Annotated in this window: 20 protein-coding genes; 10 read left to right on the top strand and 10 right to left on the bottom strand. The window is 66.6% G+C overall.

All coding sequences use genetic code 11. The features are described from left to right. Positions 1 to 33 precede the first annotated feature (33 nt). The gene (locus tag ACAW63_RS22060) at positions 34 to 291 is read left to right on the top strand and encodes a hypothetical protein (RefSeq protein ID WP_371228785.1); all 258 of its coding nucleotides are present in this window, start codon (positions 34 to 36) and stop codon (positions 289 to 291) included. Positions 292 to 330: 39 nt separating this feature from the next. Here ACAW63_RS22060 and ACAW63_RS22065 read toward each other — a convergent pair whose 3' ends face one another. The 3 genes from ACAW63_RS22065 to ACAW63_RS22075 all read right to left on the bottom strand — a co-directional run bounded on the left by ACAW63_RS22065 (position 331) and on the right by ACAW63_RS22075 (position 3,672). Next, on the bottom strand, positions 331 to 1,776 hold the full coding sequence (locus ACAW63_RS22065; protein WP_371228788.1) for a SulP family inorganic anion transporter: 1,446 nt from the start codon (positions 1,774 to 1,776) through the stop codon (positions 331 to 333). A gap of 126 nt (positions 1,777 to 1,902) precedes the next feature. After that, the gene (locus ACAW63_RS22070; protein ID WP_371228791.1) at positions 1,903 to 2,901 is read right to left on the bottom strand and encodes an ATP-grasp domain-containing protein; all 999 of its coding nucleotides are present in this window, start codon (positions 2,899 to 2,901) and stop codon (positions 1,903 to 1,905) included. Positions 2,902 to 3,105: 204 nt separating this feature from the next. After that, on the bottom strand, positions 3,106 to 3,672 hold the full coding sequence (locus ACAW63_RS22075; RefSeq protein WP_371228794.1) for a TetR/AcrR family transcriptional regulator: 567 nt from the start codon (positions 3,670 to 3,672) through the stop codon (positions 3,106 to 3,108). 187 nt (positions 3,673 to 3,859) lie between these two features. Between ACAW63_RS22075 and ACAW63_RS22080 the strand changes: the two genes are divergently transcribed. Genes ACAW63_RS22080 through ACAW63_RS22090 form a run of 3 tightly spaced genes read left to right on the top strand, consistent with a single transcriptional unit; the run spans position 3,860 to position 9,603 of the window. Continuing rightward, positions 3,860 to 5,008 (top strand): MexC family multidrug efflux RND transporter periplasmic adaptor subunit, encoded by a 1,149-nt coding sequence (locus ACAW63_RS22080; RefSeq protein WP_371228797.1) that lies wholly within the window; start codon positions 3,860 to 3,862, stop codon positions 5,006 to 5,008. A 27-nt stretch (positions 5,009 to 5,035) separates the two neighbouring features. Further along, positions 5,036 to 8,167, top strand: a complete 3,132-nt coding sequence (locus ACAW63_RS22085; protein WP_371228799.1) for a multidrug efflux RND transporter permease subunit — start codon at positions 5,036 to 5,038, stop codon at positions 8,165 to 8,167. A 5-nt stretch (positions 8,168 to 8,172) separates the two neighbouring features. Next, positions 8,173 to 9,603, top strand: coding sequence for an efflux transporter outer membrane subunit (locus tag ACAW63_RS22090; RefSeq protein WP_371228800.1), 1,431 nt, complete (start codon positions 8,173 to 8,175; stop codon positions 9,601 to 9,603). Positions 9,604 to 9,795: 192 nt separating this feature from the next. Here the strand turns inward: ACAW63_RS22090 and ACAW63_RS22095 are convergent, their stop codons facing one another. The 3 genes from ACAW63_RS22095 to panB form a co-directional block, all read right to left on the bottom strand. Beyond that, complete coding sequence (locus ACAW63_RS22095) at positions 9,796 to 10,104, bottom strand: NIPSNAP family protein (RefSeq protein ID WP_371234753.1); 309 nt, start codon at positions 10,102 to 10,104, stop codon at positions 9,796 to 9,798. 222 nt (positions 10,105 to 10,326) lie between these two features. After that, a complete protein-coding gene (locus ACAW63_RS22100; RefSeq protein WP_371228803.1) occupies positions 10,327 to 10,671 on the bottom strand; it encodes a cupin domain-containing protein in 345 nt (114 codons plus the stop codon). Positions 10,672 to 10,767: 96 nt separating this feature from the next. Then, the gene (gene panB, locus ACAW63_RS22105) at positions 10,768 to 11,592 is read right to left on the bottom strand and encodes a 3-methyl-2-oxobutanoate hydroxymethyltransferase (RefSeq protein ID WP_371228805.1); all 825 of its coding nucleotides are present in this window, start codon (positions 11,590 to 11,592) and stop codon (positions 10,768 to 10,770) included. A gap of 84 nt (positions 11,593 to 11,676) precedes the next feature. On the opposite strand from panB, the gene ACAW63_RS22110 reads away from it, so the two are divergent. Continuing rightward, positions 11,677 to 12,477 (top strand): helix-turn-helix domain-containing protein, encoded by an 801-nt coding sequence (locus ACAW63_RS22110; RefSeq protein WP_371228808.1) that lies wholly within the window; start codon positions 11,677 to 11,679, stop codon positions 12,475 to 12,477. An 18-nt stretch (positions 12,478 to 12,495) separates the two neighbouring features. On the opposite strand, the gene ACAW63_RS22115 is transcribed toward ACAW63_RS22110, so the two are convergent. Then, complete coding sequence (locus ACAW63_RS22115; RefSeq protein WP_371228811.1) at positions 12,496 to 13,530, bottom strand: RNA methyltransferase; 1,035 nt, start codon at positions 13,528 to 13,530, stop codon at positions 12,496 to 12,498. Between the two features lie 124 nt (positions 13,531 to 13,654). Between ACAW63_RS22115 and ampC the strand changes: the two genes are divergently transcribed. Further along, positions 13,655 to 14,800, top strand: coding sequence for a class C beta-lactamase (gene ampC / locus ACAW63_RS22120; protein ID WP_371228814.1), 1,146 nt, complete (start codon positions 13,655 to 13,657; stop codon positions 14,798 to 14,800). A 2-nt stretch (positions 14,801 to 14,802) separates the two neighbouring features. Here ampC and ACAW63_RS22125 read toward each other — a convergent pair whose 3' ends face one another. After that, positions 14,803 to 15,594, bottom strand: coding sequence for a LuxR C-terminal-related transcriptional regulator (locus ACAW63_RS22125; RefSeq protein ID WP_371228816.1), 792 nt, complete (start codon positions 15,592 to 15,594; stop codon positions 14,803 to 14,805). A gap of 132 nt (positions 15,595 to 15,726) precedes the next feature. On the opposite strand from ACAW63_RS22125, the gene ACAW63_RS22130 reads away from it, so the two are divergent. Together ACAW63_RS22130 and ACAW63_RS22135 are read left to right on the top strand one after the other, a co-directional pair. Further along, complete coding sequence (locus ACAW63_RS22130) at positions 15,727 to 16,542, top strand: carbon-nitrogen hydrolase family protein (RefSeq protein ID WP_371228819.1); 816 nt, start codon at positions 15,727 to 15,729, stop codon at positions 16,540 to 16,542. Positions 16,543 to 16,633: 91 nt separating this feature from the next. Next, positions 16,634 to 17,743, top strand: coding sequence for a polyamine ABC transporter substrate-binding protein (locus ACAW63_RS22135; RefSeq protein WP_371228822.1), 1,110 nt, complete (start codon positions 16,634 to 16,636; stop codon positions 17,741 to 17,743). A gap of 193 nt (positions 17,744 to 17,936) precedes the next feature. Here the strand turns inward: ACAW63_RS22135 and ACAW63_RS22140 are convergent, their stop codons facing one another. Then, positions 17,937 to 18,641, bottom strand: a complete 705-nt coding sequence (locus ACAW63_RS22140) for an MgtC/SapB family protein (protein ID WP_371228825.1) — start codon at positions 18,639 to 18,641, stop codon at positions 17,937 to 17,939. Positions 18,642 to 19,113: 472 nt separating this feature from the next. Here ACAW63_RS22140 and ACAW63_RS22145 point away from each other — a divergent pair, with 472 nt between their 5' ends. Continuing rightward, positions 19,114 to 19,908 (top strand): alpha/beta fold hydrolase, encoded by a 795-nt coding sequence (locus tag ACAW63_RS22145; protein WP_371228828.1) that lies wholly within the window; start codon positions 19,114 to 19,116, stop codon positions 19,906 to 19,908. Positions 19,909 to 20,411: 503 nt separating this feature from the next. Here ACAW63_RS22145 and ACAW63_RS22150 read toward each other — a convergent pair. After that, positions 20,412 to 21,797 carry an APC family permease gene (locus tag ACAW63_RS22150; protein ID WP_371228831.1) on the bottom strand — a complete coding sequence of 462 codons (1,386 nt, stop codon included), beginning with the start codon at positions 21,795 to 21,797 and terminating at the stop codon, positions 20,412 to 20,414. A 484-nt stretch (positions 21,798 to 22,281) separates the two neighbouring features. Between ACAW63_RS22150 and ACAW63_RS22155 the strand changes: the two genes are divergently transcribed. Then, positions 22,282 to 23,025, top strand: a complete 744-nt coding sequence (locus tag ACAW63_RS22155) for a class I SAM-dependent methyltransferase (RefSeq protein ID WP_371234755.1) — start codon at positions 22,282 to 22,284, stop codon at positions 23,023 to 23,025. The last annotated feature ends 53 nt before the right edge of the window (positions 23,026 to 23,078 follow it).

The raw sequence follows: 23,078 nt of genomic DNA on the forward strand, positions 1-23,078 counted from the left end.
GCCAATCAGGCCCGGCCAAAAGGAGCGCACAACATGAATCTGCCCGAACGACGCCATCTGCGCGCCATCCGTACGACGGCCTACAACAATGAAGTGGCCGCCGAGCTGCTTCAGGAGCTGCTGGCCAAGGCCGACTCCGACCATGAGAGCCGACGCATCCGCTGCGCCATGCGCCAGTTGTTGAGGGACGCCGATGCGCTGGAGCGCGTCTGGCAGGAGCTCGGTGGCGAGCCAGGCCAGCGTCCCTGGGGAGCGGGCCTGGTCACGAAACAACCCCACTGCGGAGGCTGATTCACGGACCTGCGCTCCCCTCGGCCTGCAGGTTTCCGATCAGGCGTGCTGCATGCCCGCGCGCTTGAGCAGTTGCCGGCAACGCTCCGACAGGTGCACCACGCGCAGCTGCTTGCCGGCCTTGGCATAGCGCTCGCGCAGGGTCTTCAGCGCGGCGATGGCCGAGTAGTCGACGAAGCTCAGGTGCGCGCAGTCCAGGGTGACCTGCTGCGGATCGCCCGCCGGATCGAACTGGTTGAGGAACGGCGTGGTGGAGGCGAAGAACAGCGTGCCGTGCAAGCGGTAGAGGCGGCTGCCGTCGGCTTCGTCATGCACGTCGGCGTACAGCTCGCGGGCATGCTTCCAGGCGAAGTCCAGGGCGGCGATGACGATGCCGCAGAACACCGCGATCGCCAGGTCAGTGGCCACGGTGATCGCGGTCACCGCGATGATCACCAGCACATCGCTGGTCGGCACCTTGTTCAGCACCCGCAGCGAAGCCCAGGCGAAGGTCTGCTGCGACACCACGAACATCACGCCCACCAGCGCCGCCAGCGGGATGCGCTCGATCAGCGGCGAGAGGAACAGCACGAAGAGCAGGACCATCACCCCGGCCACCACGCCCGACAGCTGGCCCCGGCCGCCGGAGCTGAGGTTGATCACGGTCTGGCCGATCATGGCGCAGCCGCCCATGCCGCCGAACAGCCCGGAGACGATGTTGGCACCGCCCAGCGCCACGCATTCGCGATCCGGAAAGCCCCGGCTTTCGGTGATCTCGTCGGTGAGGTTGAGGGTCAGCAGGGTCTCCAGGATGCCGACCATGGCCATGAGGAAGGCGTAGGGTGCGACGATCCGCAGGGTTTCCAGGTTCCACGGGATATCCGGCAGGGCGAACGGCGGCAGGCCGCCGGCGATGTGCGCCATGTCGCCCAGGGTGCGGGTCGGCAGGCCCAGCAGGTAGACCAGCAGCCCGACGCCGAGGATCGCCACCAGCGCCGGCGGCACCGCGCGGGTCAGCTTCGGCAGCAGGTAGACCACCGCCATGGTCAGCGCTACCAGCCCCAGCATCAGGTATAGCGGGGTACCGCTGAGCCAGTGCTCACCGTCCTTGAAATGCTCCATTTGCGCCAGCGCGATGACGATGGCCAGGCCGTTGACGAAGCCGAGCATCACCGGATGCGGCACCATCCGCACCAGCTTGCCCAGGCGCAACGCGCCGAAGGCGACCATGACCAGGCCGCCCAGCAGCACCGTGGCCAGCAGGTACTGCACGCCGTGCTGCACCACCAAGGCGACTATCACCACCGCCATCGACCCGGCCGCGCCGGAGACCATGCCGGGGCGGCCGCCGAACAGCGCGGTCAGGGTGCAGAGGATGAAGGCGCCATACAGCCCCATCAGCGGGTTGAGGTGGGCGACCAGGGCAAAGGCGATGCACTCGGGCACCAGGGCGAAGGACGTGGTCAGTCCGGCCAGGACATCGGCACGCAGGCGGGCGGGTTTCATGGTTCGACTCGGGATGGGACGGCGGAAAAGGCCGGCAATGGTACGCAAATGCCCCCCGCCCGGCCACTCGCCAGGCCCGGCGGTCGCAGGCATCCCCGGCAGCGATTCAGCGAGCGCGCTTGCCGATCAGTTCTGCGGAACCCAGGGCCCGACTTCGACGATACGTCGCACATAGATGCGCGGCTCGGGCATGACGGGCTCGTCGAGCGCCTCCCCCGAGAAGCACCGCCAATGATTGATCACCATGTCGTATCCCGAGAGCTGGCTGAAGGCCACGCCCGCCGAAAACCGGGGGTTGATGTCCATCAGCAACGGAATGCCGGCGTGCATCAGGAACTCGACGTTGATGCAACCATTCAGATCGAGGGCGCGAGCGACTTCGAGGGCCGCACCGGTCAGCGCCGGATCGTTCAACATCCTGACGGTCATGCCGGCGCCGTTGGAAGTCCGCATCAGTTCCTGCCTGGCCATGGCCGCCACGCGTCCGGTGGCGCGCTGGCGCACGACGTCCACCACGCACACCTCGCCGTCGAGCAGCGGCTGCACGATATAGCCACGCTCGTCCAGCTTCCTGCGGAAGTACACAAGGTCATGCACATCGTATATCCGTTCCAGCCCTTCGCTGCTTCGGCCACCGCGCGGTTTGGCGATCAACGGGAGGGTCAACCCTGTCGAGGGAAGTTCCTCCAGCCGCCAGGTGGGGATGGTATGAATGAGCGGATCACTGCAGAACGCCTCGAAGACGCGCCACTTGTCGCGAGCCAGGCGCAGGCTTTCCACCGGCGACATGCACAGTGTGACGCCAAGGCGGGAGAACGCCTCATGGTGCAGGACGAAGGCATCCACCTCGATGTCCGTCAGCGGCAGCACATGGGTTATCCCTTCGGATTCGCAGAGCGAGAGAATGCGTTCGACATAGGCCTGCGGGTCCCGCGCGGTGGGCACATGGCACACGCTATCGAGCAAGGCCGAGGTGGCCGTCCACTCCTGCGGAACCGTGCTGCTGCCCAGGATTCGCATGTGCGAACAACGGCGCAACGAAGTGATTACCGCTTCTGCGGCGAAGGAACCAATGGCGGTGACGAGGAGCGTCGGGGTTGATCCACGGGGGGATCGCGTTTTCACGTCGACTTCCCGCCGCTGGCGCGTCGGGAAAACAATGGAGCGGGGACACCAGTTTCCATTTCCAAGGCCTCGCATTGACTCTGCAGCCTTACCGCCGCATCACCCTCCTGGCCCTTTGTCCTGATTGGTTCAGCGTAGACCCTGGGTGCATGGGCGACGGACCGGTCGGCGGAACCAGGTCCGGCATCACCTGGCGGTCCGGCCCTACCCCGCCTGCGTCTGCACCAGCGCCCCCTGCAGGAACAGCCGCTCCAGCACACTGGCCGAGCTGGAACTGGCCGCCCGGCCATAACGTTCGGCGTCGACCATGCCGTAGAGCATCGAGAGGAAGAGTTCGGTGAACACCGCGGCGGTGATGTCGATGCGGAACACGCCGTTCTGCTGGCCGCGCAGGAAGAAGGCGTCCACGGCGTCGATGTAGTAGCTCCAGCGCTCGGTGGCGGTCTCCACGTCGAGGCTTTCGGTGCGGAACTGGAATATCAGGAAGGCCAGCATGTCGCGGTGCTTGAGGTGCTCGGCGATCAGCCGGCGCAGCGCGTCCAGCGACGGGTCCTGCTGCAGCTCGGCAGCCTCGAGGATCTTCCGGATCACCGAATGGCCGTAGGTTTCCAGCATCTGCACCAGGTTGTCGCGGGTGCCGCAGAAGCGGTGCAACGTGGCCTTGCTCACCCCCGCCGATTCCGCCAGCTCCTTCAGCGTCGCCCGTGGGCGATCGACGATGGCCACGGCCAGCGCGTTGAGAAGACGTTCATCGTGGGCAGTGAGTGTCATTCGTAGCCTCGGAACCGGATGTCGGGTTGTTTCGATGTTGGGGAGTCTCATTGTGCAGAAGAAGACGCTCCTTTTGAAAGGAGATGACACATTTTATACAACCTGGAAGCAAATGAGACAATATTGACTCATTTTAAATTTGAAAGGATCATACGCACCTTTCCAGTTAGACAGACCCGGGTGAATCATGGGCAGCGTGCGTGCAATAGGGACGATCAGTGTTTTGCTAGCGGCGATGGCGCTGGCCGGTTGCGGGCCTTCGGGCGAGCCGGAGGCGGCCGCCGAGGTCGCCCGTCCGGTGGATGTGGTCACCGTGGTCACCGAACCGCTGGTGCTGACCTCGGAGCTGCCGGGGCGCATCGAGCCCGTGCGGGTGGCCGAAGTCCGCGCGCGGGTGGCCGGCATCGTGCTGCAGAAGCGCTTCGCCGAAGGCGCCGACGTGAAGGCCGGCGACCTGCTGTTCCAGATCGACCCGGCGCCGCTGAAGGCCGCCGTGTCCCGCGCCGAGGGCGAGCTGGCGCGTGCGCAAGCCTCGCTCTACGAGGCGCAGGCGCGGGTCAAGCGCTACCAGCCGCTGGTGAAGATCGAAGCGGTCAGCCAGCAGGACTTCGACAGCGCCACCGCCGACATGCGCAGCGCCCAGGCGGCGGTGCGTTCGGCCCAGGCGGACCTGGAAACCGCGCGGCTGAACCTGGGCTACGCCTCGGTCACGGCGCCGATCTCCGGCCGCATCGGTCGCGCGCTGGTCACCGAGGGCGCGCTGGTCGGCCAGGGCGAGGCCACGCTGATGGCGCGCATCCAGCAGCTCGACCCGATCTACGCCGACTTCACCCAGCCGGTGGCCGATGCGCTGCGCCTGCGCGAGGCGCTCAAGGGCGGCAACCTGTCCGCCGGCCAGAGCCAGACACTGAGCATCCGCGTCGACGGCACGGACTACGAGCGCCAGGGCGAACTGCTGTTCACCGATGTTTCGGTGGACCGTGGCACCGGCCAGGTATCGCTGCGCGGCAGCTTCGCCAACCCCGACGGCGTGCTGCTGCCGGGCATGTATGTGCGGGTCACCGCGCCCCAGGGCAGCGACGCCAAGGCCATCCTGGTGCCGCAGCGCGCCGTGCAGCGCGCCACCGACGGCAGCGCCCACGTTCTGGTGATCGGCGCCGGCAGCCGCGTCGAGACCCGCCAGGTGCAGACCGGCGCCATGCAGGGCGCGCGCTGGCAGATCAGCCAGGGCCTGGCCAGCGGCGACCAGGTGATCGTCGGCGGCCTCACCGGCCTGCAGCCGGGCAGCAAGGTCGAACCGCGCCAGCCCCAGGAGCAACAGGCGGCACGCCAGTAAGGCCGGGCTCGCCGCGAGGAATATCCCATGTCCAAGTTCTTCATCTTGCGCCCCAACTTCGCGTGGGTGGTGGCGCTGTTCATTTCCCTGGCCGGCCTGCTGGTCATTCCGCTGCTGCCGGTGGCGCAGTACCCCAACGTGGCGCCGCCGCAGATCACCGTCACCGCCACCTACCCCGGCGCCTCCGCGCAGGTGCTGGTGGACTCGGTCACCAGCGTGATCGAGGAGGAGCTCAACGGGGCCAAGGGCCTGCTCTACTTCGAATCCACCAGCAACTCCAACGGCACCGCCGAGGTGGTGGTCACCTTCCAGCCCGGCACCAATCCGGAACTGGCCCAGGTGGACGTGCAGAACCGCCTGAAGAAGGCCGAGGCGCGCATGCCGCAGCCGGTGCTCACCCAGGGCCTGGAGGTGGAACAGACCAGCGCCGGCTTCCTGCTGATCTATGCGCTCAACTACAAGGAAGGCGCCCAGCGCAGCGATACCACCGCCCTGGGCGACTACGCCGCGCGCAACATCAACAACGAGCTGCGCCGCGTCTCCGGCGTCGGCAAGCTGCAGTTCTTCTCTTCCGAAGCGGCCATGCGCGTCTGGGTCGACCCGCAGAAGCTGGTCGGCTACGGCCTCTCCATCGATGACGTGGGCAACGCCATCCGCGGGCAGAACGTGCAGGTGCCGGCCGGCGCCTTCGGCAGCTCGCCGGGCAGCGCGGCCCAGGAAGTGACCGCGAGCCTGGCGGTGAAAGGCACCCTGGACGATCCGGCGGAATTCGGCCGCATCGTGCTGCGCGCCAATCCCGACGGCTCCACCGTGAAGCTGGCGGACGTCGCCCGTCTGGAAGTGGGCAGCGAAAGCTACAACTTTGCCTCACGCCTGAACGGAAAGCCGGCGGTGGCCGGCGCCATCCAGCTCTCCCCCGGCGCCAACGCGCTGCAGACCGCCGCCCTGGTGAAGGAGCGCCTGGCCGAGCTGTCGGTGAATTTCCCCGACGACGTCGAGTATTCGGTGCCCTATGACACCTCGCGCTTCGTCGACGTGGCCATCGAGAAGGTGATCCACACCCTGATCGAAGCCATGGTGCTGGTGTTCCTGGTGATGTTCCTGTTCCTGCAGAACGTGCGCTACACCCTGATCCCGGCCATCGTGGTGCCGGTGTGCCTGCTGGGCACGCTGACGATGATGTACCTGCTGGGCTTCTCGGTGAACATGATGACCATGTTCGGCATGGTCCTGGCCATCGGCATTCTCGTCGACGACGCCATCGTGGTGGTGGAGAACGTCGAGCGGATCATGGCCGAGGAAGGCCTCTCCCCCGCCGCCGCCACGGTCAAGGCGATGGGCCAGGTGTCCGGCGCCATCGTCGGCATCACCCTGGTGCTGGCGGCGGTGTTCCTGCCGCTGGCGTTCATGGCCGGCTCGGTGGGCGTGATCTACCAGCAGTTCTCGCTGTCGCTGGCGGTGTCGATCCTGTTCTCCGGCTTCCTCGCCCTGACCTTCACCCCGGCGCTGTGCGCCACCCTGCTCAAGCCGGTCCCTGAAGGCCACCACGAGAAACGCGGCTTCTTCGGCGCCTTCAACCGTGGCTTCGCGCGCCTGACCGCGCGCTACACCCTGCTCAACAGCGCGCTGGTCAAGCGTGCCGGGCGCTACATGCTGGTCTACGCCGGCATCATCGCCGTGCTCGGCTACACCTATGTGCGCCTGCCGGAGTCCTTCGTGCCGGTGGAAGACCAGGGCTACATGATCGTCGACATCCAGTTGCCGCCGGGCGCCACCCGTGCGCGCACCGACCTCACCGGCCAGGAGCTGGAGCGCTACCTGATGTCCCGCGAGGCGGTCGACTCGGTATTCCTGGTGATGGGCTTCAGCTTCTCCGGCATGGGCGAGAACGCCGCGCTGTCCTTCCCGACCCTGAAGGATTGGTCCGTGCGCAGCGCCGAGCAGTCCGCCGACGCCGAAGCCGCGCTGACCAACAAGCGCTTCGCCGGCCTCAGCGACGGCGCGATCATGGCGGTCACCCCGCCGCCGATCGACGGCCTGGGAAACTCCGGCGGTTTCTCGCTGCGCCTGCAGGACCGCGCCGGCCTCGGCCGCGAGGCGCTGCTGGCGGCCCGCGACCAGTTGCTCGGGCAGGCCAACGGCAACCCGAAGATCCTCTACGCGATGATGGAAGGTCTCGCCGAGGCGCCGCAGCTGCGCCTGGAAATCGACCGCGACAAGGCGCGCACCCTCGGGGTGAGCTTCGAGTCCATCAGCAGCGCGCTGTCCACCGCCTTCGGCTCGTCGGTGATCAACGACTTCGCCAACGCCGGCCGCCAGCAGCGCGTGGTGGTACAGGCCGAACAGGGCGAACGGATGACCCCGGAAGCCGTGCTCAAGCTCTACGTACCCAACGCCAACGGCGAGCTGGTGCCGCTGTCCGCCTTCGTCAGCACCCATTGGGAAGAAGGCCCGGTGCAACTGGTGCGCTACAACGGCTACCCGACCATCCGCATCGCCGGCGACGCCGCGCCCGGCGTCAGTACCGGTGAAGCCATGGCCGAGATGCAGCGCCTGGTCGCCGAGCTGCCGGCCGGCATCAGCTACGAGTGGACCGGCCTGTCCTACCAGGAGAAGGTCGCCAGCGGCCAGGCGAGCCAGCTGTTCGCCCTCGCCATCCTGGTGGTGTTCCTGCTGCTGGTGGCGCTCTACGAGAGCTGGGCGATCCCACTGTCGGTGATGCTGATCGTGCCCATCGGCGCCCTTGGCGCGGTACTCGCGGTAATGGTCGTGGGCCTGCCCAACGACGTGTACTTCAAGGTCGGCCTGATCACCATCATCGGCCTGGCGGCGAAGAACGCGATCCTCATCGTCGAGTTCGCCAAGGAACTCTGGGAGAAGGGCCATAGCCTGCGAGAGGCCGCCATCGAGGCCGCCCGCCTGCGCTTCCGCCCGATCGTCATGACCTCCATGGCGTTCATCCTCGGCGTGGTGCCGCTGACCATAGCCAGCGGCGCCGGCGCCGCCAGCCAGCGCGCCATCGGCACCGGGGTGATCGGCGGGATGCTCAGCGCCACACTGCTGGGGGTGATCTTCGTGCCCATCTGCTTCGTCTGGCTGCTGTCGCTGCTGCGCCGCCAGCCCAAACCCGCCCATCCATCCCCCGAGGCCACGGAGTGACCGCCATGCGCAAACCAGCCTTTACCCCCAGCGCCCTGCTGCTGGCGCTGGCCCCGCTCCTCCTGCTAGCCGGCTGCTCGATGGCGCCCACCTATGAGCGCCCCGAAGCGCCAGTGGCGGCGAACTGGAGCGGCCCTGCTGCGCAGCCCGGTCGCGCCGCCAGCAACCTGGACTGGCAGACCTTCATCGTCGATGGCGAGCTGCGCGACCTGGTGAGCATCGCCCTGAACAACAACCGCTCGCTGCGCCAGACCCTGCTGGACATCGAGCAGGCCCGCGCGCAGTACCGCATCCAGCGTTCCGAGCGAGTACCGGGGTTGAACGCGTCGGCCAATGGCAACCGCCAGCGGCTGCCGGGTGATCTGTCCAGCAACGGAAGCTCCGGCGTGAGCAGCAGCTACCAGGTCGGCCTGTCGCTGCCCGAGTATGAGCTGGACCTGTTCGGCCGGGTGAAGAGCCTGACCGACGCCGCCCTGGAGCAATACCTCGCCACCGAGGAAGCCGCGCGCAGTGCGCAGATCGCCCTGGTCGCCGAAGTCAGCCAGGCCTACCTGAGCTACGACGGCGCCCAGCGCCGTCTGCTGCTGACCGAGCAGACCCTGGCCAGCCGCGAAGACTCTCTCGCGCTGATCGCCCAGCGTCGCTCGGCGGGCGCCGCCACTGCCCTGGACTACCAGGAAGCGCTGGGGCTGGTGGAGCAATCCCGCGCCGAACTGGAAAGCAACGCGCGGCAGAAGCAGCAGTCGCTCAACGCCCTGGTGCTGCTGCTCGGCACGCCGGACGCCGCCAGCCGCATCCCGCTGGTGCCATTGGACAAGCCGATGCTGGTCCAGGACATCGCGCCCGGCACGCCGTCCGAGCTGATCGAACGGCGCCCGGACATCCGCGCCGCCGAGCACCAGCTCAAGGCGCGCAACGCCGACATCGGCGCGGCGCGGGCGGCGTTCTTCCCGCGTATCAGCCTGACCGGCAGCTTCGGCACCTCCAGCGCGGAGATGTCCGGACTGTTCGACGGTGGTTCGCGTTCCTGGAGCTTCGTGCCGACGCTGTCGCTGCCGATCTTCGACGCCGGCCGCAACAGCGCCAGCCTGGACCTGGCCAAGGTACGCAAGGACTCCGCCGTGGCCGCCTACGAAGGCACCGTCCAGACCGCCTTCCGTGAAGTCGCCGATGCGCTGTCCGCCACTGACACCCTGCGCCGCGAGGAAATCGCCCGCCGGGCGCTGGCCAACACTACCGGGGAGACGCTGAAGCTGGCCAAGGCGCGCTACGAAGGCGGCGTGGACAGCCACCTGCGCTACCTCGACGCGCAGCGCAGCAACTTCATCAACGAAGCGGCCTACATCGAGACCAGCACCCAGCGGCAGATCGCCCTGGTCGACCTGTTCCGCGCCCTCGGCGGTGGCTGGGATGGCAAGCCGGTGGCGCAGCGCTGACCAGGCGCCTTGGCTCCTACGATATCTATCTGCGCACGGGTCGGCCCTCCTCCTGACCCTCTCCCAGGGGGAGAGGGCTAGGGTGAGGGGGATGAATAGGCACGGGCTCCCCAAAAGAAGACAGTTGCACCTACAGGTCAGCCCACGTAGGACGGATAACCCGGAACGGGTTATCCGCCGTGATGGCGACGCTCAGGCCTCGAACACCGGCCGGAAGAAACTCCGCTCGTAGCTGATGATGCAGCGGGTTTCTTCCGCGTAACGGAACGCGGCCTGGCAGTCGGGATCGATCATCGACTGCTGCCGGTAGCGTTCGTAGTCGGCCAGGCTCGGGAAGCTGAACATCGCCAGCGCGATATTGCTGGCGCCCTCCGACGGCAGGAAATAGCCGTGGTGCTTGCCACCGAACTTCTCCACCAGGCCGATCCAGAGCCGGCCATAGTGTTCGAATTCCTTGAGCTTGTAAGAGTCCAGTACGTAACGCAGGTGGCAGGTAACCATCTCGTTGGCTCGCTTCAGGCAGATGAGTGAGGGCATCACTCTACCGAACGACCCTTGCGCGGCGACAGCAGCAATACCGGCAAAATCGGTAACTTCCCGCCAATCCTCCGGCCTTTGGCTTCAGCGCAAGACCGGCGGCGAGAGGCTCGATCAGCGGGGAGGACCAAGAAAACCCGCCCATGAAAAAGGGAGCCGCTTGGCTCCCTTTTTCATGGGCCTGTATCAGGCGAAGACGAAGTACTTGCGCACCGTTTCCACCACTTCCCAGGTGCCCTTCATGCCCGGCTCGATGACGAACACGTCGCCGGCACGCAGGTGGATCGGCTGCTCGCCCTCGGGGGTGATGATGCAGTAGCCGTCCTGGAAGTGGCAGTACTCCCACTTCTCGTAGTTCACCTCGAACTTGCCGGGGGTGCAGATCCAGGTGCCCATGATCTTGCTGCCGTCCTTCGAGACATAGGCATTCAGGTTGACGGTGTGCGGGTCGCCGCCGATGCGCTTCCACTTGGTGGCGTCCAGCACCGGGGTCGGACAGGTTTCGCGCAGAACGGTAATGAAATCGGACATCTCGGCTCCAGGTCGATGCAACGGAAGGACCGTCACCATAGGCCCGCGCGCGCCGGGGAATTTGCCTGTGGCCGACCTCCGGATGCCAGCTGGCGCTCAGGCCACGGGCATCCCGAAGCAGTGCCGGGGCTGCGGGAAGCGTCGCTCACGCACGTCGCTGGCGAAGCGCGCCGCGGCCTCGGCAATCAGCTCGTCCACCCGCACGTAGCCCTCGGCGAAGCGCGGCATGTGCTCGCCGCCCAGGCCCAGCATGTCCTCGGTCACCAGTACCTGGCCGGCACAGACAGGCGAGGCGCCAATGCCGATCACCGGAATCTCCAGCGCCTCGCACACCTGGCGCGACACCGCCTCCAGCGTGCCCTCCAGCACCAGGGAGAAGGCGCCCGCCTCGGCCACCGCGCGGGCATCGCGCAGCACCGCGGCCTGCCCCGCAGACTCCTTGCCCTGGACCCGGAATCCGCCCATCGAGTTGACCTTCTGCGGCATCAGCCCCACATGGCCCATCACCGGGATGCCGCGCTGCACGAGGAAGGCGATGGTCTCGGCCATCTCCGCGCCACCCTCCACCTTGACCGCCTGCGCACCGCTTTCCGCCAGAATGCGCGCAGCACTGAGAAAGGCCTGCTGCGGCGAAGCCTGGTAGCTGGCGAACGGCAGATCGACGACCACGCAGGCATGGCGCGATCCACGGACCACGGCGGCGCCGTGGGCGATCATCATGTCCAGGCTCACCGCCAGGGTATGCGGCATGCCGTACAGCACCATGCCCAGCGAATCGCCCACCAGCAGCACATCGACATGCTCGTCGAGCAGCCGCGCCATCGGCGTCGAATAGGCGGTCAGCACCACCAGGCTGCCGGTCTCGCGGCGCTGGCGGATGTCGTGGATGGAAAGGCGGCGGTCTTGGCGATGGCTGCTCATGGGTTCTCCCGTGCATGGCTGATGTCGAACGAGGAAGACGCTACCATCGCCCTTCGTGGCCGACTTCAGGGATAGGGACGAGATATGCCGCCAACAGGACAGAATGAACTCACGCTGCCCGGCTTTGCCGTCCTGCCCCGCCCCTTCTGGCTGCGCGCCTTCGAGATGCCGGCCGGACATCGCGTCCAGGCCCATGCCCACCCCTGGGGCCAACTGATGTACGCCGCCGCCGGCGTACTGGAAACCTGCACCGAACAACGCGCCTGCGTGATACCGCAGCGCCACGCGGTGTGGCTGCCCGCCGGCGTGGCGCACAGTGCGCACGCCAGGACCCGCGTGACGTTCCGCAGCCTCTACCTGGAGCCCGGCATTGCCGCACGGCTCGGCGGGTGCCGCGTACTGGCCATCTCGCCGCTGCTCGATGGGCTGATCCAGCGCGCCGCCGAGTTCCCCCGCGACTATCCCGACCACGGCCCTGAAGACCGCCTGCTGCACGTACTGCTGGACGAGCTGCTGCACGCGCCGGAATCCGGGCTATCCCTGCCGCTGCCGCGCGACCCACGGCTGCGGCGCATCACCGACGAGCTGCAACGCCAGCCCGGCCAGCGGCTCGGCATCGATGACTGGGCCAGCCACGTGGGCGCGTCGCGGCGCACCCTCGCCCGGCTGTTCCGTGAGGAAACCGGCCTGTCGTTCCGCGAATGGCGCGAACAGGCGCGCCTGCTTGCCGCGCTGCCGCGCCTGGAGCAGGGCGACTCCGTCACCCGCGTCGCCGGCGAACTGGGCTACGACTCGACCTCGGCGTTCATCGAATTGTTCCAGCGGCGCCTGGGCATGACGCCGGGCGCGATGGCCAGGCGTTTGCGCGGATCGACGCCGGACTGAGGCGCAACGCGCGCGAACTCAGTCGCGCGAGCGGCGGCTGCTGGCGATCAACCCACCGGCGCGCGCGCGCAATTGCCCGCAGCCGCCGTCGACGTCCTGCCCGGCGCTGTTGCGCACCTTGGTCAGCACGCCGCGGCTGTGCAGGTAGCGGACGATCTCGGTGATGCGCTCGCCGTCCGGACGCTGGTACTGGTCGCCTTCGAGGCTGTTGAAGGGGATCAGGTTGAGGACGCCGAACTTGCCCTTGAGCAGGCGCAGGATGCCGTCGAGTTCGTCCTGGCCGTCGTTGATGCCCTTGAGCAGCGTCCACTGGTACTGGATCGGGTAGCCGACCTGCCGGGCGTAGGTCTCGCCCAGCTCCACCAGTTCGTCGGGACTGAGCTTCGGCGCGCGCGGCAGCAACTGCTCGCGCAATTCGGCATTGCTGGTGTGCAGCGAGAGCGCCAGTGCCGGTTTGATCCGCTGCCGGGGCAGGCGCTCGAACACGCGCGGATCGCCCACGGTGGAGAACACCAGGTTCTTGTGGCCGATACCGCCGTCGGTACCGAGGCGGTCGATGGCTTCGAGCACGTTGTCGAGATTGTGCGCCGGTTCGCCCATGCCCATGAACACCACGCGCTTCACCGGTCGCAACCGGCGGGCCAGCACCACCTGGGCGAGGATTTCCATGGCGCTGAGCTGGCGCAGCAGACCGCTCTTGCCGGTCATGCAGAACAGGCAGCCCACCGCGCAACCGACCTGGGTGGACACGCACACGCCGCCGCGCGGCAGCAGCACGCTCTCCACCATCTGCCCGTCGCGCAGTTGCACCAGCAGGCGCTCGGAGCCGTCCGCGCCGGGATGGCGGGAATGCAGCCGCGCCAGCTGCTCCAGCTCGGCGACGATTTCCGCCACGCCGTTGCGTACCGCCAGGGGCAGGAAATTCTCCGTCGCCTGCCGCTTGGTGCCGGCGTCCAGCGCCCTGCCCTGCAACCAGGCACGCAGCATCCGGGCGCGATGCCGGGGTAGCGCGCCAAGGTCGGCGAGGCGTTGATCGAGGTCGGTGAAGTGCATGGGGCGCGCATGCTACCACCGGCGGGGATTGCGGCGTAGCGCAGGCTGTCGCCGCGCTCGCACTGGAGCGATGGGCGCGGCGGTGCTAGGGTCAGCCCTTGCCCATCGCAACAGGATGTTCGCCATGCGCCTGACCGGCCTGCTCGCACTCAGCTGCTCACTCACCCTCACCAGCATTTCCCCGGCCAACGCCTACGCGCCCGACTTCGACGCCAGGGTGCAGAAGGCCGCCGAGGCGGTAATGCGCGAGAACGGCATCGCGGGGCTGGCGATCGGCGTTACGGATAACGGCGAGCAGCGCTTCTACAACTTCGGCCTGGCCTCCCGGGAGAACCACCAGCCGGTCACCAGCGACACGCTGTTCGAGATCGGTTCGATCAGCAAGACCTTTACCGTGACCCTCGCCGCCTTCGCCCAGGCCGCCGGCAAGCTGTCGCTCAAGGACAGCCCCACCCGCTACATGCCGGAGCTGCGCGGCAGCGCCCTGGACAAGGTCAGCCTGATCAACCTCGCCACCCACACCGCCGGCGGCTTCCCGATGCAGATTCCCGACGCGGTGCAGACGCCGGAGCAGCTCACCCAGTACTACAACGACTGGCAGCCGCAGTACCTCGCCGGCAGCCAGCGCACCTACGCCAACCCCAGCATCGCCCTGGTCGGCTTCGCCACCGAACGGGCACTGGACGTGCCGTACAAGACGGCGATGCAGCGTAATGTGTTCGCCCCGCTGGGCCTCTCCAACACCCATATCGAAGTGCCGGTGACCCGCCAGGGTTACTACGCCCAGGGCTACGACAAGGACGACGCGCCGGTGCGGATCAACCCCGACGTGCTGGCCGACGTGGCCTACGGCGTGCGTTCCAGCAGCCGCGACCTGCTGCATTTCGTCGAGATCCAGCTGGGCCGGGTCAAGCTGGGGGAGAAGCTGCAGGCCGCGCTCGATGCCACCCGCACCGGCTACTACAAGGTCGGCCCGATGACCCAGGACCTGATCTGGGAGCAGTACGCCTACCCGCCGAAACTGGCGGAGCTGCAGCGGTACAACGGCAGCCAGATGATCCAGGGCAGCCAGCCGGTCACCACCATCACCCCGCCGCTGCCGCCGCAGCAGAAGGTCTGGGTGAACAAGACCGGCGCCACCTCCGGCTTCGGCGCCTACGTGGCCTTCGTGCCGGCCAAGCAGCGCGGCATCGTGCTGCTCGCCAACCGCAACTACCCCAACGAGGTGCGCGTGAAGCTGGCCTGGGACATCCTCTCGCGGCTGCAGTGAGTTCAGGCGTCGGCCTGGGCCTTGAGGAACAGCGCGAACAGCTCCGGCTGCGACTTGATGTTCAGCTTGGCGTAGATGTGCCGGCGGTGGACCTTCACCGTCTCGGCCGAGATATCCAGCTTGTTCGCCACTTCCTTGTTCGAGCAGCCACCGAGCATCAGGCGGATCACGTCCAGCTCGCGCGCCGTCAGCGGGGTGCCGAGGCGCTCCATCGCAGCCTCCAGGTCGCCCTGCCAGCGCGGCGCCTGGCGCACCGGCTGCTCGGCCATGACGCCTTCGAAGAACAGGCGCTGGCGCATCAGCCCGGCAACCCAGGGGCGGATCAGTTCCAGCAGCGCGATCTGCTCCGCCGTGAAGCGCCGCCTGCTGCCCAGTGACAGGCACAGGGTGCGCGCCTCGTCGAGCTGTACGTTGTACTGCACCTCGTCTTCCTTGACGTTGCGGTCGAAGTACAGGCGGTAGTACTCGGTCTGGCGAAAGCGCTCGGGCGCCACCTCGGACAGGCGGAACAAGCCGCTGCCGGGCCTTTCGCGGTTCGCGACGTAGAACGGGTCGAGCAGGTACAGGCCCTTGATGTAGTCGTGGAACAGCGGATCGGGCGATTCCCCCTCGTAGGGACTCTCGGCGAACAGGTAGGGCCTGCCATCGCTGAACAGCAGCGCCACCCAGTTATCCAGCGGCACGAACTCATCCAGCACCCGCGCCAGCGCAGGCCAGAAGCCGGGCCGGTCGAGCGATTCGATCAACTGCCCTACCGACCGGTTCCAGGCCACATCCGCAAGGCTGAGGTTCATCCGCATACCCCCCCCCGGGGTTAACTACTCGACGTGATAGGAAATCCTGAAGCGAAACGCATACTTGCATTGCCTCCGGGGCCTTGTCACCCGCCCCGGCGGGACCCACTCGAACAACAACAAGGCCCGACCATGAAACTCGAACTGGTACAGCTGGCAGCCCGTGACGGCGACACCGCCCACAACCTGCAGCGCATCCTCAAGGCCATCGCCACCTGCGCGCCGGACACCGACCTGGTGGTCTTCCACGAATCGCAGATCACCGGCTTCCTCGACGCCGGCAACATCGCCGCCAACGCCGAGTCCCTCGACGGCCCGAGCGTGCGCGCCATCGCCCAGGCCGCCCGCGACCATGAAGTTGCCGTGGTGGTCGGGCTGATCGAGAACGACGGCGGACGCTTCTACAACACCACCCTGTTCATCGCCCCCGAAGGCATCCTGGCGCACTACCGCAAGACCCACCTGTGGATCTCCGAACCCGGCCTGGTGGAGCCCGGCGACCGCTACGTGACCTTCCCGTGGCGCGGCATACGCATCGGCCTGCTGATCTGCTACGACACCGAGTTCCCCGAGACCGCCCGCGCCGTGGCCGAACTGGGCGCCGAGCTGATCCTGGTCACCGACGGCAACATGGAGCCCTACGGCCACGTGCACCGCACCTCCATCGCCGCCCGCGCCCAGGAGAACCAGGTGTTCGCCGTGGTGGTGAACCGCGTGGGCAGTGGCTACGACGACCTGGTCTTCGCCGGCGGCAGCGCCGCGTTCGATCCCTTCGGCCACCTGCTGTTCGAGGCCGGGCGCGAGGAATGTCGGCACAGCGTCGAGCTGGACTTCACCCGGCTCGCCGGCGCCCGCGCATTGTACGACTATCACCGGGAGAAACGCTTCCGCCTGCCGGGCGAACGCATCGAGCACGCCGACGGTCGCCGTGAACTGCTGATTCCCTGAAGCGACCCGCTCTTTACCGGTTGCAACCTGCCCATAACAATTCCAATGAAAACCGCCGGCGCTCCTCACGGAAGCCGGCCAGGAGCATCCCATGAAAGCCCCTCGTCTACTGGCATCGGCCCTGGCGTTGGCCACCCTGATCGGCGCGCCCCTCGGCGGCGTCCAGGCCGCCGACGGCCCCACCGTGCACCTGTACAACTGGTACGACTTCATCGCCCCCGAAACGCCCGGGGAGTTCCAGCAGGAAAGCGGCATCACCCCGGTGCTGGACGTGTTCGACAACGCCGAGGTGATGCAGAGCAAGCTGATGGCCGGACGCACCGGCTACGACGTGGTGGTGGTCAGCGGCGACGTGCTGCCCAACCTGATCAAGGCCGGTGTCCTGCAGGAGCTGGACCGCTCCAGGCTGCCGAACTGGCCGCACCTGGACCCGGAAGTGCTCGCCACCCTGCAGAAGAACGATCCCGGTAACCGCTATGGCGCGCCCTACCTCTGGGGCACCACTGGCATCGGCTACGACGTCGACAAGATTCACGAGCTGTTCGGCGACCAGGCGCCGGTGAACACCTGGGACCTGATCTTCAAGGAAGAGAACATCGCCAAGCTCAGCCAGTGCGGCGTGGCCATGCTCGACTCGCCGACCGAGATCGTCTCCATCGCCCTGCACTACCTGGGACTGCCGGCCAACAGCCAGAACCCCGACGACTACCGCAAGGCCGAGGCACTGCTGCTGAAGATCCGGCCCTACGTGCGTTATTTCGACTCCTCGAAGTTCATCACCGACCTGGCCAACGGCAACACCTGCGCGGTGGTCGGCTGGGAAGGCGGCGTGTTCGATGCGCGGCTCACCGCCGAGCGCGCCGGCAATGGCCGCAAGATCGCCTACAGCATCCCCCGCGAAGGTGCGCCGGTGTGGGTGGAAAGCTTCGTGCTGCTCAAGGATGCGCCGCATCCCGAGCAGGGCCTGAGCTTCATCGACTACATGCTGCGCCCGCAGGTGGTGGCCAAGAGCTCCGACTACGTCGGCTACCCCAACGCCAACCGCGACGCCACGACGCTGGTGAACGCGAAGCTGCGCGACGACCCCGGCGCCTATCCGTCGAAGGAAGTGATGGCCACCCTGTTCCCGCTCGAACCCCTGCCGCTGAAGACGGAGCGAGTCCGCACACGGGTGTGGAGCAAGGTCAAGACCGGGACCTGATGGACTGCGTCAGTGTCACTGATGATGGACGAACGCAAGCGCTGATGGCGTGGCGTGAGAGCTGAGCTCGGCTGCTGATCACACCATCCTCGAAGTCCCCTGTAGGCGCGAGCTTGCTCGCGAACCTCCTCTCCTGGCCTCGGCGCCTGGGCCGTTCGCGAGCAAGCTCGCTCCTACGAAAAGCCGATCGGCCTCAGTCGCTGGCCAGCTCGAACAGCTGCCAGCGCACCGAGCTGACCCCCTTCTCCAGGCTGATGCGGCTGACCATGCGCTCCAGCTGGCCGCTGGCGCCGTGGCCGCCGAGCAGTTCGGCGCGCACTTCCAGCCTGGCCGGGTTGGGCTGGTCCTCGCTGTGCAGCGACTGCAGGCGCAGTTCGCCGCCGTCCAGGCTGTGCAGCATCAGGCTGCGTACCTGGATTTCGTCCTCGGCGCGGCAGACGATGGCGACACCGTAGCGCTGTTCCGCCTCGCTGGCCGGCAGCACTTCCTGATGGTTCAGGCGCTGGGCGATGTCACGTAGCAGGATGTTGGCGCACAGCACCGCCACGCTGCCCAGCGCGGCCTCCAGCAGCAGTCCCATGCTGCACAGCACGCCGATGGCGGCAGTGCACCAGAGCGTGGCGGCGGTGTTCAGGCCACGCACGTTCAGGCCATCGCGCATGATCACCCCGCCGCCCAGGAAACCGATCCCGGACACCACGTAGGCGGCGATGCGAGGGGCGTCCGCCGACAGGCCCGGCATGGCCTGGGTCATCAGCACGAACAGGCAGGCACCGGTGCTGACCAGGGCGTTGGTACGCAGGCCGGTGAGGCGCTGGCGCAGCTGGCGTTCGGCGCCGATCAGGGCGCCCAGGGCGAGTGCCGCGGCGACCCGCAGCAGGAAGATTTTCCAATCCATGTTCCACCTCGTATCCGGCGCACGGCCGGTCCATGCGCCGGGCGAGGCCGGCGCGCTATCGGGGATGGATCGCGAAAGATCGAAAGGCCTGGATAGGCCCCGGAGGGGAATGGTGAAACGTCATCCGCCAGGGGATGCGTTTCGCCACTGTCCGCTACGCAGCGAGACAGCGGCAGGGTTCTGCCGGACGGCTCGCTGTTCAGACCTGTCGCAATCGACCAGGGCAAGTGTCCAAGGCAGGACTCCCATGCAAGTTGAAAAAAACGACCGGACCCGGTGTGAGCACTATCCGGTACAGCTCCGGTCGCAAGCCCTCATCATCCCCGTGCCGCCTTAAGGTTTTCTTAGGAACCGGCGCTGGCTTTCGATCCAGTGCAGCACCCGCACGCGCGTCTGAACATCGCTGCGGGCGCCTGGCCGGAATACCATGGCGAACGAAAAGCCCAGCAGCCCCGAACGACAGGAGAGCGTCATGCCGTTGCACGTCAGCACCCGCGAACACTGGATCAGCACCGAAAAGGGCCAGCTCTTCGCCCAGGACTGGACGCCCGCCGAAGCGCGCGGCGAGCCGATCCTGCTGCTGCATGACTCCCTGGGCTGCGTGGCGCTGTGGCGGGACTTCCCGGAACAGCTGGCGCGCACCACCGGCCGCCCGGTGATCGCCTACGACCGCCTCGGCTTCGGCCGCTCCGAACGCTACCCCGGTGCCCTGCCCCTGGGCTTCATCGACGACGAGGCGCGGGTGAACTTCCCGGCGTTGCAGCAGCACTTCGGCTTCGAGCGTTGCGTGGTGTTCGGCCACAGCGTCGGCGGCGCCATGGCGGTGGCCTGCGCCGCGCAGCACCCGCAGGCCTGCGCGGCACTGATCACCGAATCGGCGCAGGCCTTCGTCGAGCACCGGACCCGCGACGGCATCCGCGCGGCCGAACAGGAATTCGCCCAGGAAGGCCAGTTGGAACGCCTGCAGAAGTACCACGGCGAAAAGGCCTTCTGGGTGCTGCGCGCCTGGGTCGATACCTGGCTGTCGAACGACTTCAGCGACTGGAACCTGGATGCCGAACTGGCCCTGGTGAAATGCCCGGTCCTCAGCCTGCACGGCGAGCAGGACGAGTACGGCTCGGCGGCGCACCCCGAGCGCCTAACCTCGGTACCCGGCGTGCCCACGGTACTCAAGCTGCTGCCTGACTGCGGCCACGTCCCGCACCGCCAGCAGCAGGCCCTGGTGCTGGAAGCGGTGGAAGATTTCCTCCGGCGTTTCGGCCGCTAGGATCGTCCCATCGAGCCATGCGATTTCGACCTGTGCGGCGTCGGCCGGGCTCGCAGGCGGACATCCGAGTGGACGCTCGACCCGCTCCGCCCCCGGTATCCCTGCGCTCAGGGCCCCGGATGAAACGAAAAAAGCCCGACGCGCGGGTCGGGCTTCAGGGGGTTGGGTTTTAGTAGGTGGCCGGCGCTGGTCTCCGGCTTACAAGGTTTCTGAGGAATCTGGCGGAAGAGATTCAACCTCTCCACTTCACGCGGCGTATGGGACAGATCTTGTTGTTGCCAGCCGTGTACCCCGGGAACGTGCCCCACGTCTCCTTGCTATCCACTTGCGCATCAGTCTGCGTTCTCACCTACTGGATTGAGGGTAGCAAAAGTCCCGGCGAGCGGGCCGGGACTTTTTAGACCGATTTCCACCGCTGGCGCGATGGTCAGAATGGAAAGAACTATCCAAGCCCGGCAAGGCCGGAGCAGCGCCAGGGACCTCGGCTCTACTCCGGCAAGCGGTCACTCCGCCATGTGCAGTTCCGGCAGTCGATCGCGGAACAGGCGAGTGGCGCTGAGCAGGCAGATGAAGCCCAGGCACATCCAGCCGAAGCCGATCAGGAAGGTCATGCCGGACAGGCTCGACCACAGCCAGATGGTGCTGAGGAACCCCAGCGCCGGCAGCGCGCCGTAGCTCAGGTAATGGCGCGTACCGCGCAGCTTCTGGTCGATCAGGTAATGCTTGATCACGGCCAGGTTCACCGCCGAGAAGGCGAAGAGCGCACCGAAGCTGATCATGCTGGCGACGGTATCCAGGGTAACGAACAGCGCTATCAGCGAGAGCAGGCTGATCAGCATGATCGCGGTGGCGGGAACGCGCTTCTTCGACACCAGTTTGCCGAATACCCGGGGCAGCGCGCCGTCCCGACCCATGGCGAACAGCACGCGCGACACGCTGGCCTGGGACACCATCGCGGAGGCGAAGCAGCCCGCCACATAGGTGGCGGTGAAGAAGGTCACCAACCCCTCGCCGCCGACACGACGCATCACGTCCAGCGAGGCGGAGTCGGCGTCCGTCAAAGCCTCCCACTCCGGGAATACCAGCTGGCCGAAATAGGCGGAGACGATGAACAGCAGACCGCCGATCAAGGTCACCAGCATGATGGCCGCGGGAATCTGGCGCTTGGGATCGGGCGTCTCTTCCGCCATGGTCGAGACGGCGTCGAAGCCGAGGAAGGACAGGCACAGGACGGCCGCACCGGACATCACCAGCGTGAAGCTGAACTGCTCGTCATAGATGGGTTTGAGCAGCGAAACCGGCTCCGTCTGCGCGTTCATGTGGCTCCACGAGAGCGCGATGAACACCACGATGAATACGGCCTGGGCCACGATGAGAATCCAGTTGACCCGGGTGATGGACTCGATGCCGATGAGGTTGAGGAAGGTCACCAGCGCGATGGAGCCCAGGATCCACGCCGCCGCGGGAACCGCCGGGAAATACTCGGACATGTAGATGCCGATCAGCAGGTAGCTCAGCAGCGGCAGGAAGATGTAGTCGAGCAGCAGCGTCCAGCCCGCCATGAAGCCGAAGTAGGCGCCGAAGGTCTTGCGGGTGTAGGTGTAGACCGAGCCGGAATACGGGTGGGCCTGGACCATGCGCCCGTAGCTGTATGCCGTCAGCAGCATCGCAGCCAGGGTGATGACATAGGCGGTGGGCAGGTGGCCCATGGTCATCCGGGTAACCAGGCCGTAGGTGGTGAACACCGCCAGCGGCACCATGTAGGCCAGGCCGAAGACTACGAGCGCGGTGATGCCCAGGGATTTGCGGAAGGTGCGGGACGACGTCGACTCGCGATGAGGCTGATGGGTCGGGTGAGAGGTATCCATTACGCCTGTTGTTTTTTTCATGGCTGACTCAAGGCACTCCTGCTTCGCACGCCTCAAAGGACGTTGTTATTCGAATGGGGCGCGCATGGTGCGTCAGCTTCCCGCTGAGGAAAATTATTAAAAATATGTTCGAGCCCAATGAAAAAAATGGTCGACATGAGCCCTGCCACCACGCTCGATTCCCCGGCGCTCATACGAACTGCGCGTGCAGTGCCCACCCCATCCGGCAAAAAAAAGCCGCCTCCTTGGGCGAGCAAAATCACCTTGTCTGTCGATGAGGCCAGGCAAGGTCAACTTCACAAAAGGAGGCGGCCAGAAGATGGTTGCGGGGCGCATTAAATCTCACGCCGGCGCCTCGCGAAACGAGGATTTTTGTTGCCGCTGAGCAACGAAATTTGTGGGCGTGAACCCTCGCGTCGAACAGCACCAGCAGGGGAACGCAGATTTCATCGAGGAGCGCTCGGCTTGAGGTAAGATGTGGCGCCGTCGCCCCCTCTGGCCGCCCATGTCCTCCAACGCGCTGTACACCGACCTCTCCGCCTACTACGACCTGATGTGCGCCGACATCGACTACCAGGCGCAGAGCCATTGCGTGCGCCGGCTGCACCAGCTGTTCGGCAACCAGGGGCGCAGGCACCTGGACCTCGCTTGCGGCACCGGCCCACACGTGCGCCACTTCCTCGACTTCGGCTACCGCAGTGCCGGCCTGGACATCAATCAACCCATGCTGGACATCGCCCAGCAGCGCTGCCCCGAGGCACGTTTCAGTCGGCAGGACATGGCGGACTTCCAGGTGGACGAGCCGCTGGACCTGATCACCTGCTTCCTCTACTCGATCCACTACAACGCAGGGCTTGCGCAGTTGCGGGCGTGCCTGGCCAGCGTGCACGAAGCGCTCGCGGACAACGGTGTGTTCTGCTTCAACAGCGTGGACAAGCGGCAGATCGACAACCGCTCGTTCGTGCGCCATAGCGTGGAGCACGAGGGCAGCCAGTTCACCTTCGGTTCCGGCTGGTACTACAGCGGCGAAGGCGAGCGGCAGGCGCTGCGCCTGAGCATCGAGAAGACCACCGCGGGCGTGAGCCAGGCCTGGCAGGACGAACACGCCATGGTCGCCCTGAGCTTCACCGAACTGCAGGAGCTGCTGCAGCCGAACTTCGAAGTGCGGGTCTTCGAGCATGACTACGAACGGATCACGCCCTGGGGCGGTACGTCCGGGAATGCGTTGTTTGTCTGCGTGAAGCGCTGAGACTCGACCTGCGCCTATCTCCCGGGCCATAGATGGACGACGCTGATGTGCTT

This window comes from Pseudomonas sp. QE6, assembly GCF_041379005.1.
Taxonomy (GTDB): Bacteria; Pseudomonadota; Gammaproteobacteria; order Pseudomonadales; family Pseudomonadaceae; genus Pseudomonas.

Coding starts and splice junctions, on each gene's coding strand:
- ACAW63_RS22060 (WP_371228785.1), top strand. CDS start 34: ATGAATCTGCCCGAACGACGCCATCTGCGCGCCATCCGTACGACGGCC.
- ACAW63_RS22065 (WP_371228788.1), bottom strand. CDS start 1,776: ATGAAACCCGCCCGCCTGCGTGCCGATGTCCTGGCCGGACTGACCACG.
- ACAW63_RS22075 (WP_371228794.1), bottom strand. CDS start 3,672: ATGACACTCACTGCCCACGATGAACGTCTTCTCAACGCGCTGGCCGTG.
- ACAW63_RS22080 (WP_371228797.1), top strand. CDS start 3,860: ATGGGCAGCGTGCGTGCAATAGGGACGATCAGTGTTTTGCTAGCGGCG.
- ACAW63_RS22085 (WP_371228799.1), top strand. CDS start 5,036: ATGTCCAAGTTCTTCATCTTGCGCCCCAACTTCGCGTGGGTGGTGGCG.
- ACAW63_RS22090 (WP_371228800.1), top strand. CDS start 8,173: ATGCGCAAACCAGCCTTTACCCCCAGCGCCCTGCTGCTGGCGCTGGCC.
- ACAW63_RS22095 (WP_371234753.1), bottom strand. CDS start 10,104: ATGGTTACCTGCCACCTGCGTTACGTACTGGACTCTTACAAGCTCAAG.
- ACAW63_RS22100 (WP_371228803.1), bottom strand. CDS start 10,671: ATGTCCGATTTCATTACCGTTCTGCGCGAAACCTGTCCGACCCCGGTG.
- panB (WP_371228805.1), bottom strand. CDS start 11,592: ATGAGCAGCCATCGCCAAGACCGCCGCCTTTCCATCCACGACATCCGC.
- ACAW63_RS22110 (WP_371228808.1), top strand. CDS start 11,677: ATGCCGCCAACAGGACAGAATGAACTCACGCTGCCCGGCTTTGCCGTC.
- ACAW63_RS22115 (WP_371228811.1), bottom strand. CDS start 13,530: ATGCACTTCACCGACCTCGATCAACGCCTCGCCGACCTTGGCGCGCTA.
- ampC (WP_371228814.1), top strand. CDS start 13,655: ATGCGCCTGACCGGCCTGCTCGCACTCAGCTGCTCACTCACCCTCACC.
- ACAW63_RS22125 (WP_371228816.1), bottom strand. CDS start 15,594: ATGAACCTCAGCCTTGCGGATGTGGCCTGGAACCGGTCGGTAGGGCAG.
- ACAW63_RS22130 (WP_371228819.1), top strand. CDS start 15,727: ATGAAACTCGAACTGGTACAGCTGGCAGCCCGTGACGGCGACACCGCC.
- ACAW63_RS22135 (WP_371228822.1), top strand. CDS start 16,634: ATGAAAGCCCCTCGTCTACTGGCATCGGCCCTGGCGTTGGCCACCCTG.
- ACAW63_RS22140 (WP_371228825.1), bottom strand. CDS start 18,641: ATGGATTGGAAAATCTTCCTGCTGCGGGTCGCCGCGGCACTCGCCCTG.
- ACAW63_RS22145 (WP_371228828.1), top strand. CDS start 19,114: ATGCCGTTGCACGTCAGCACCCGCGAACACTGGATCAGCACCGAAAAG.
- ACAW63_RS22150 (WP_371228831.1), bottom strand. CDS start 21,797: ATGAAAAAAACAACAGGCGTAATGGATACCTCTCACCCGACCCATCAG.
- ACAW63_RS22155 (WP_371234755.1), top strand. CDS start 22,282: ATGTCCTCCAACGCGCTGTACACCGACCTCTCCGCCTACTACGACCTG.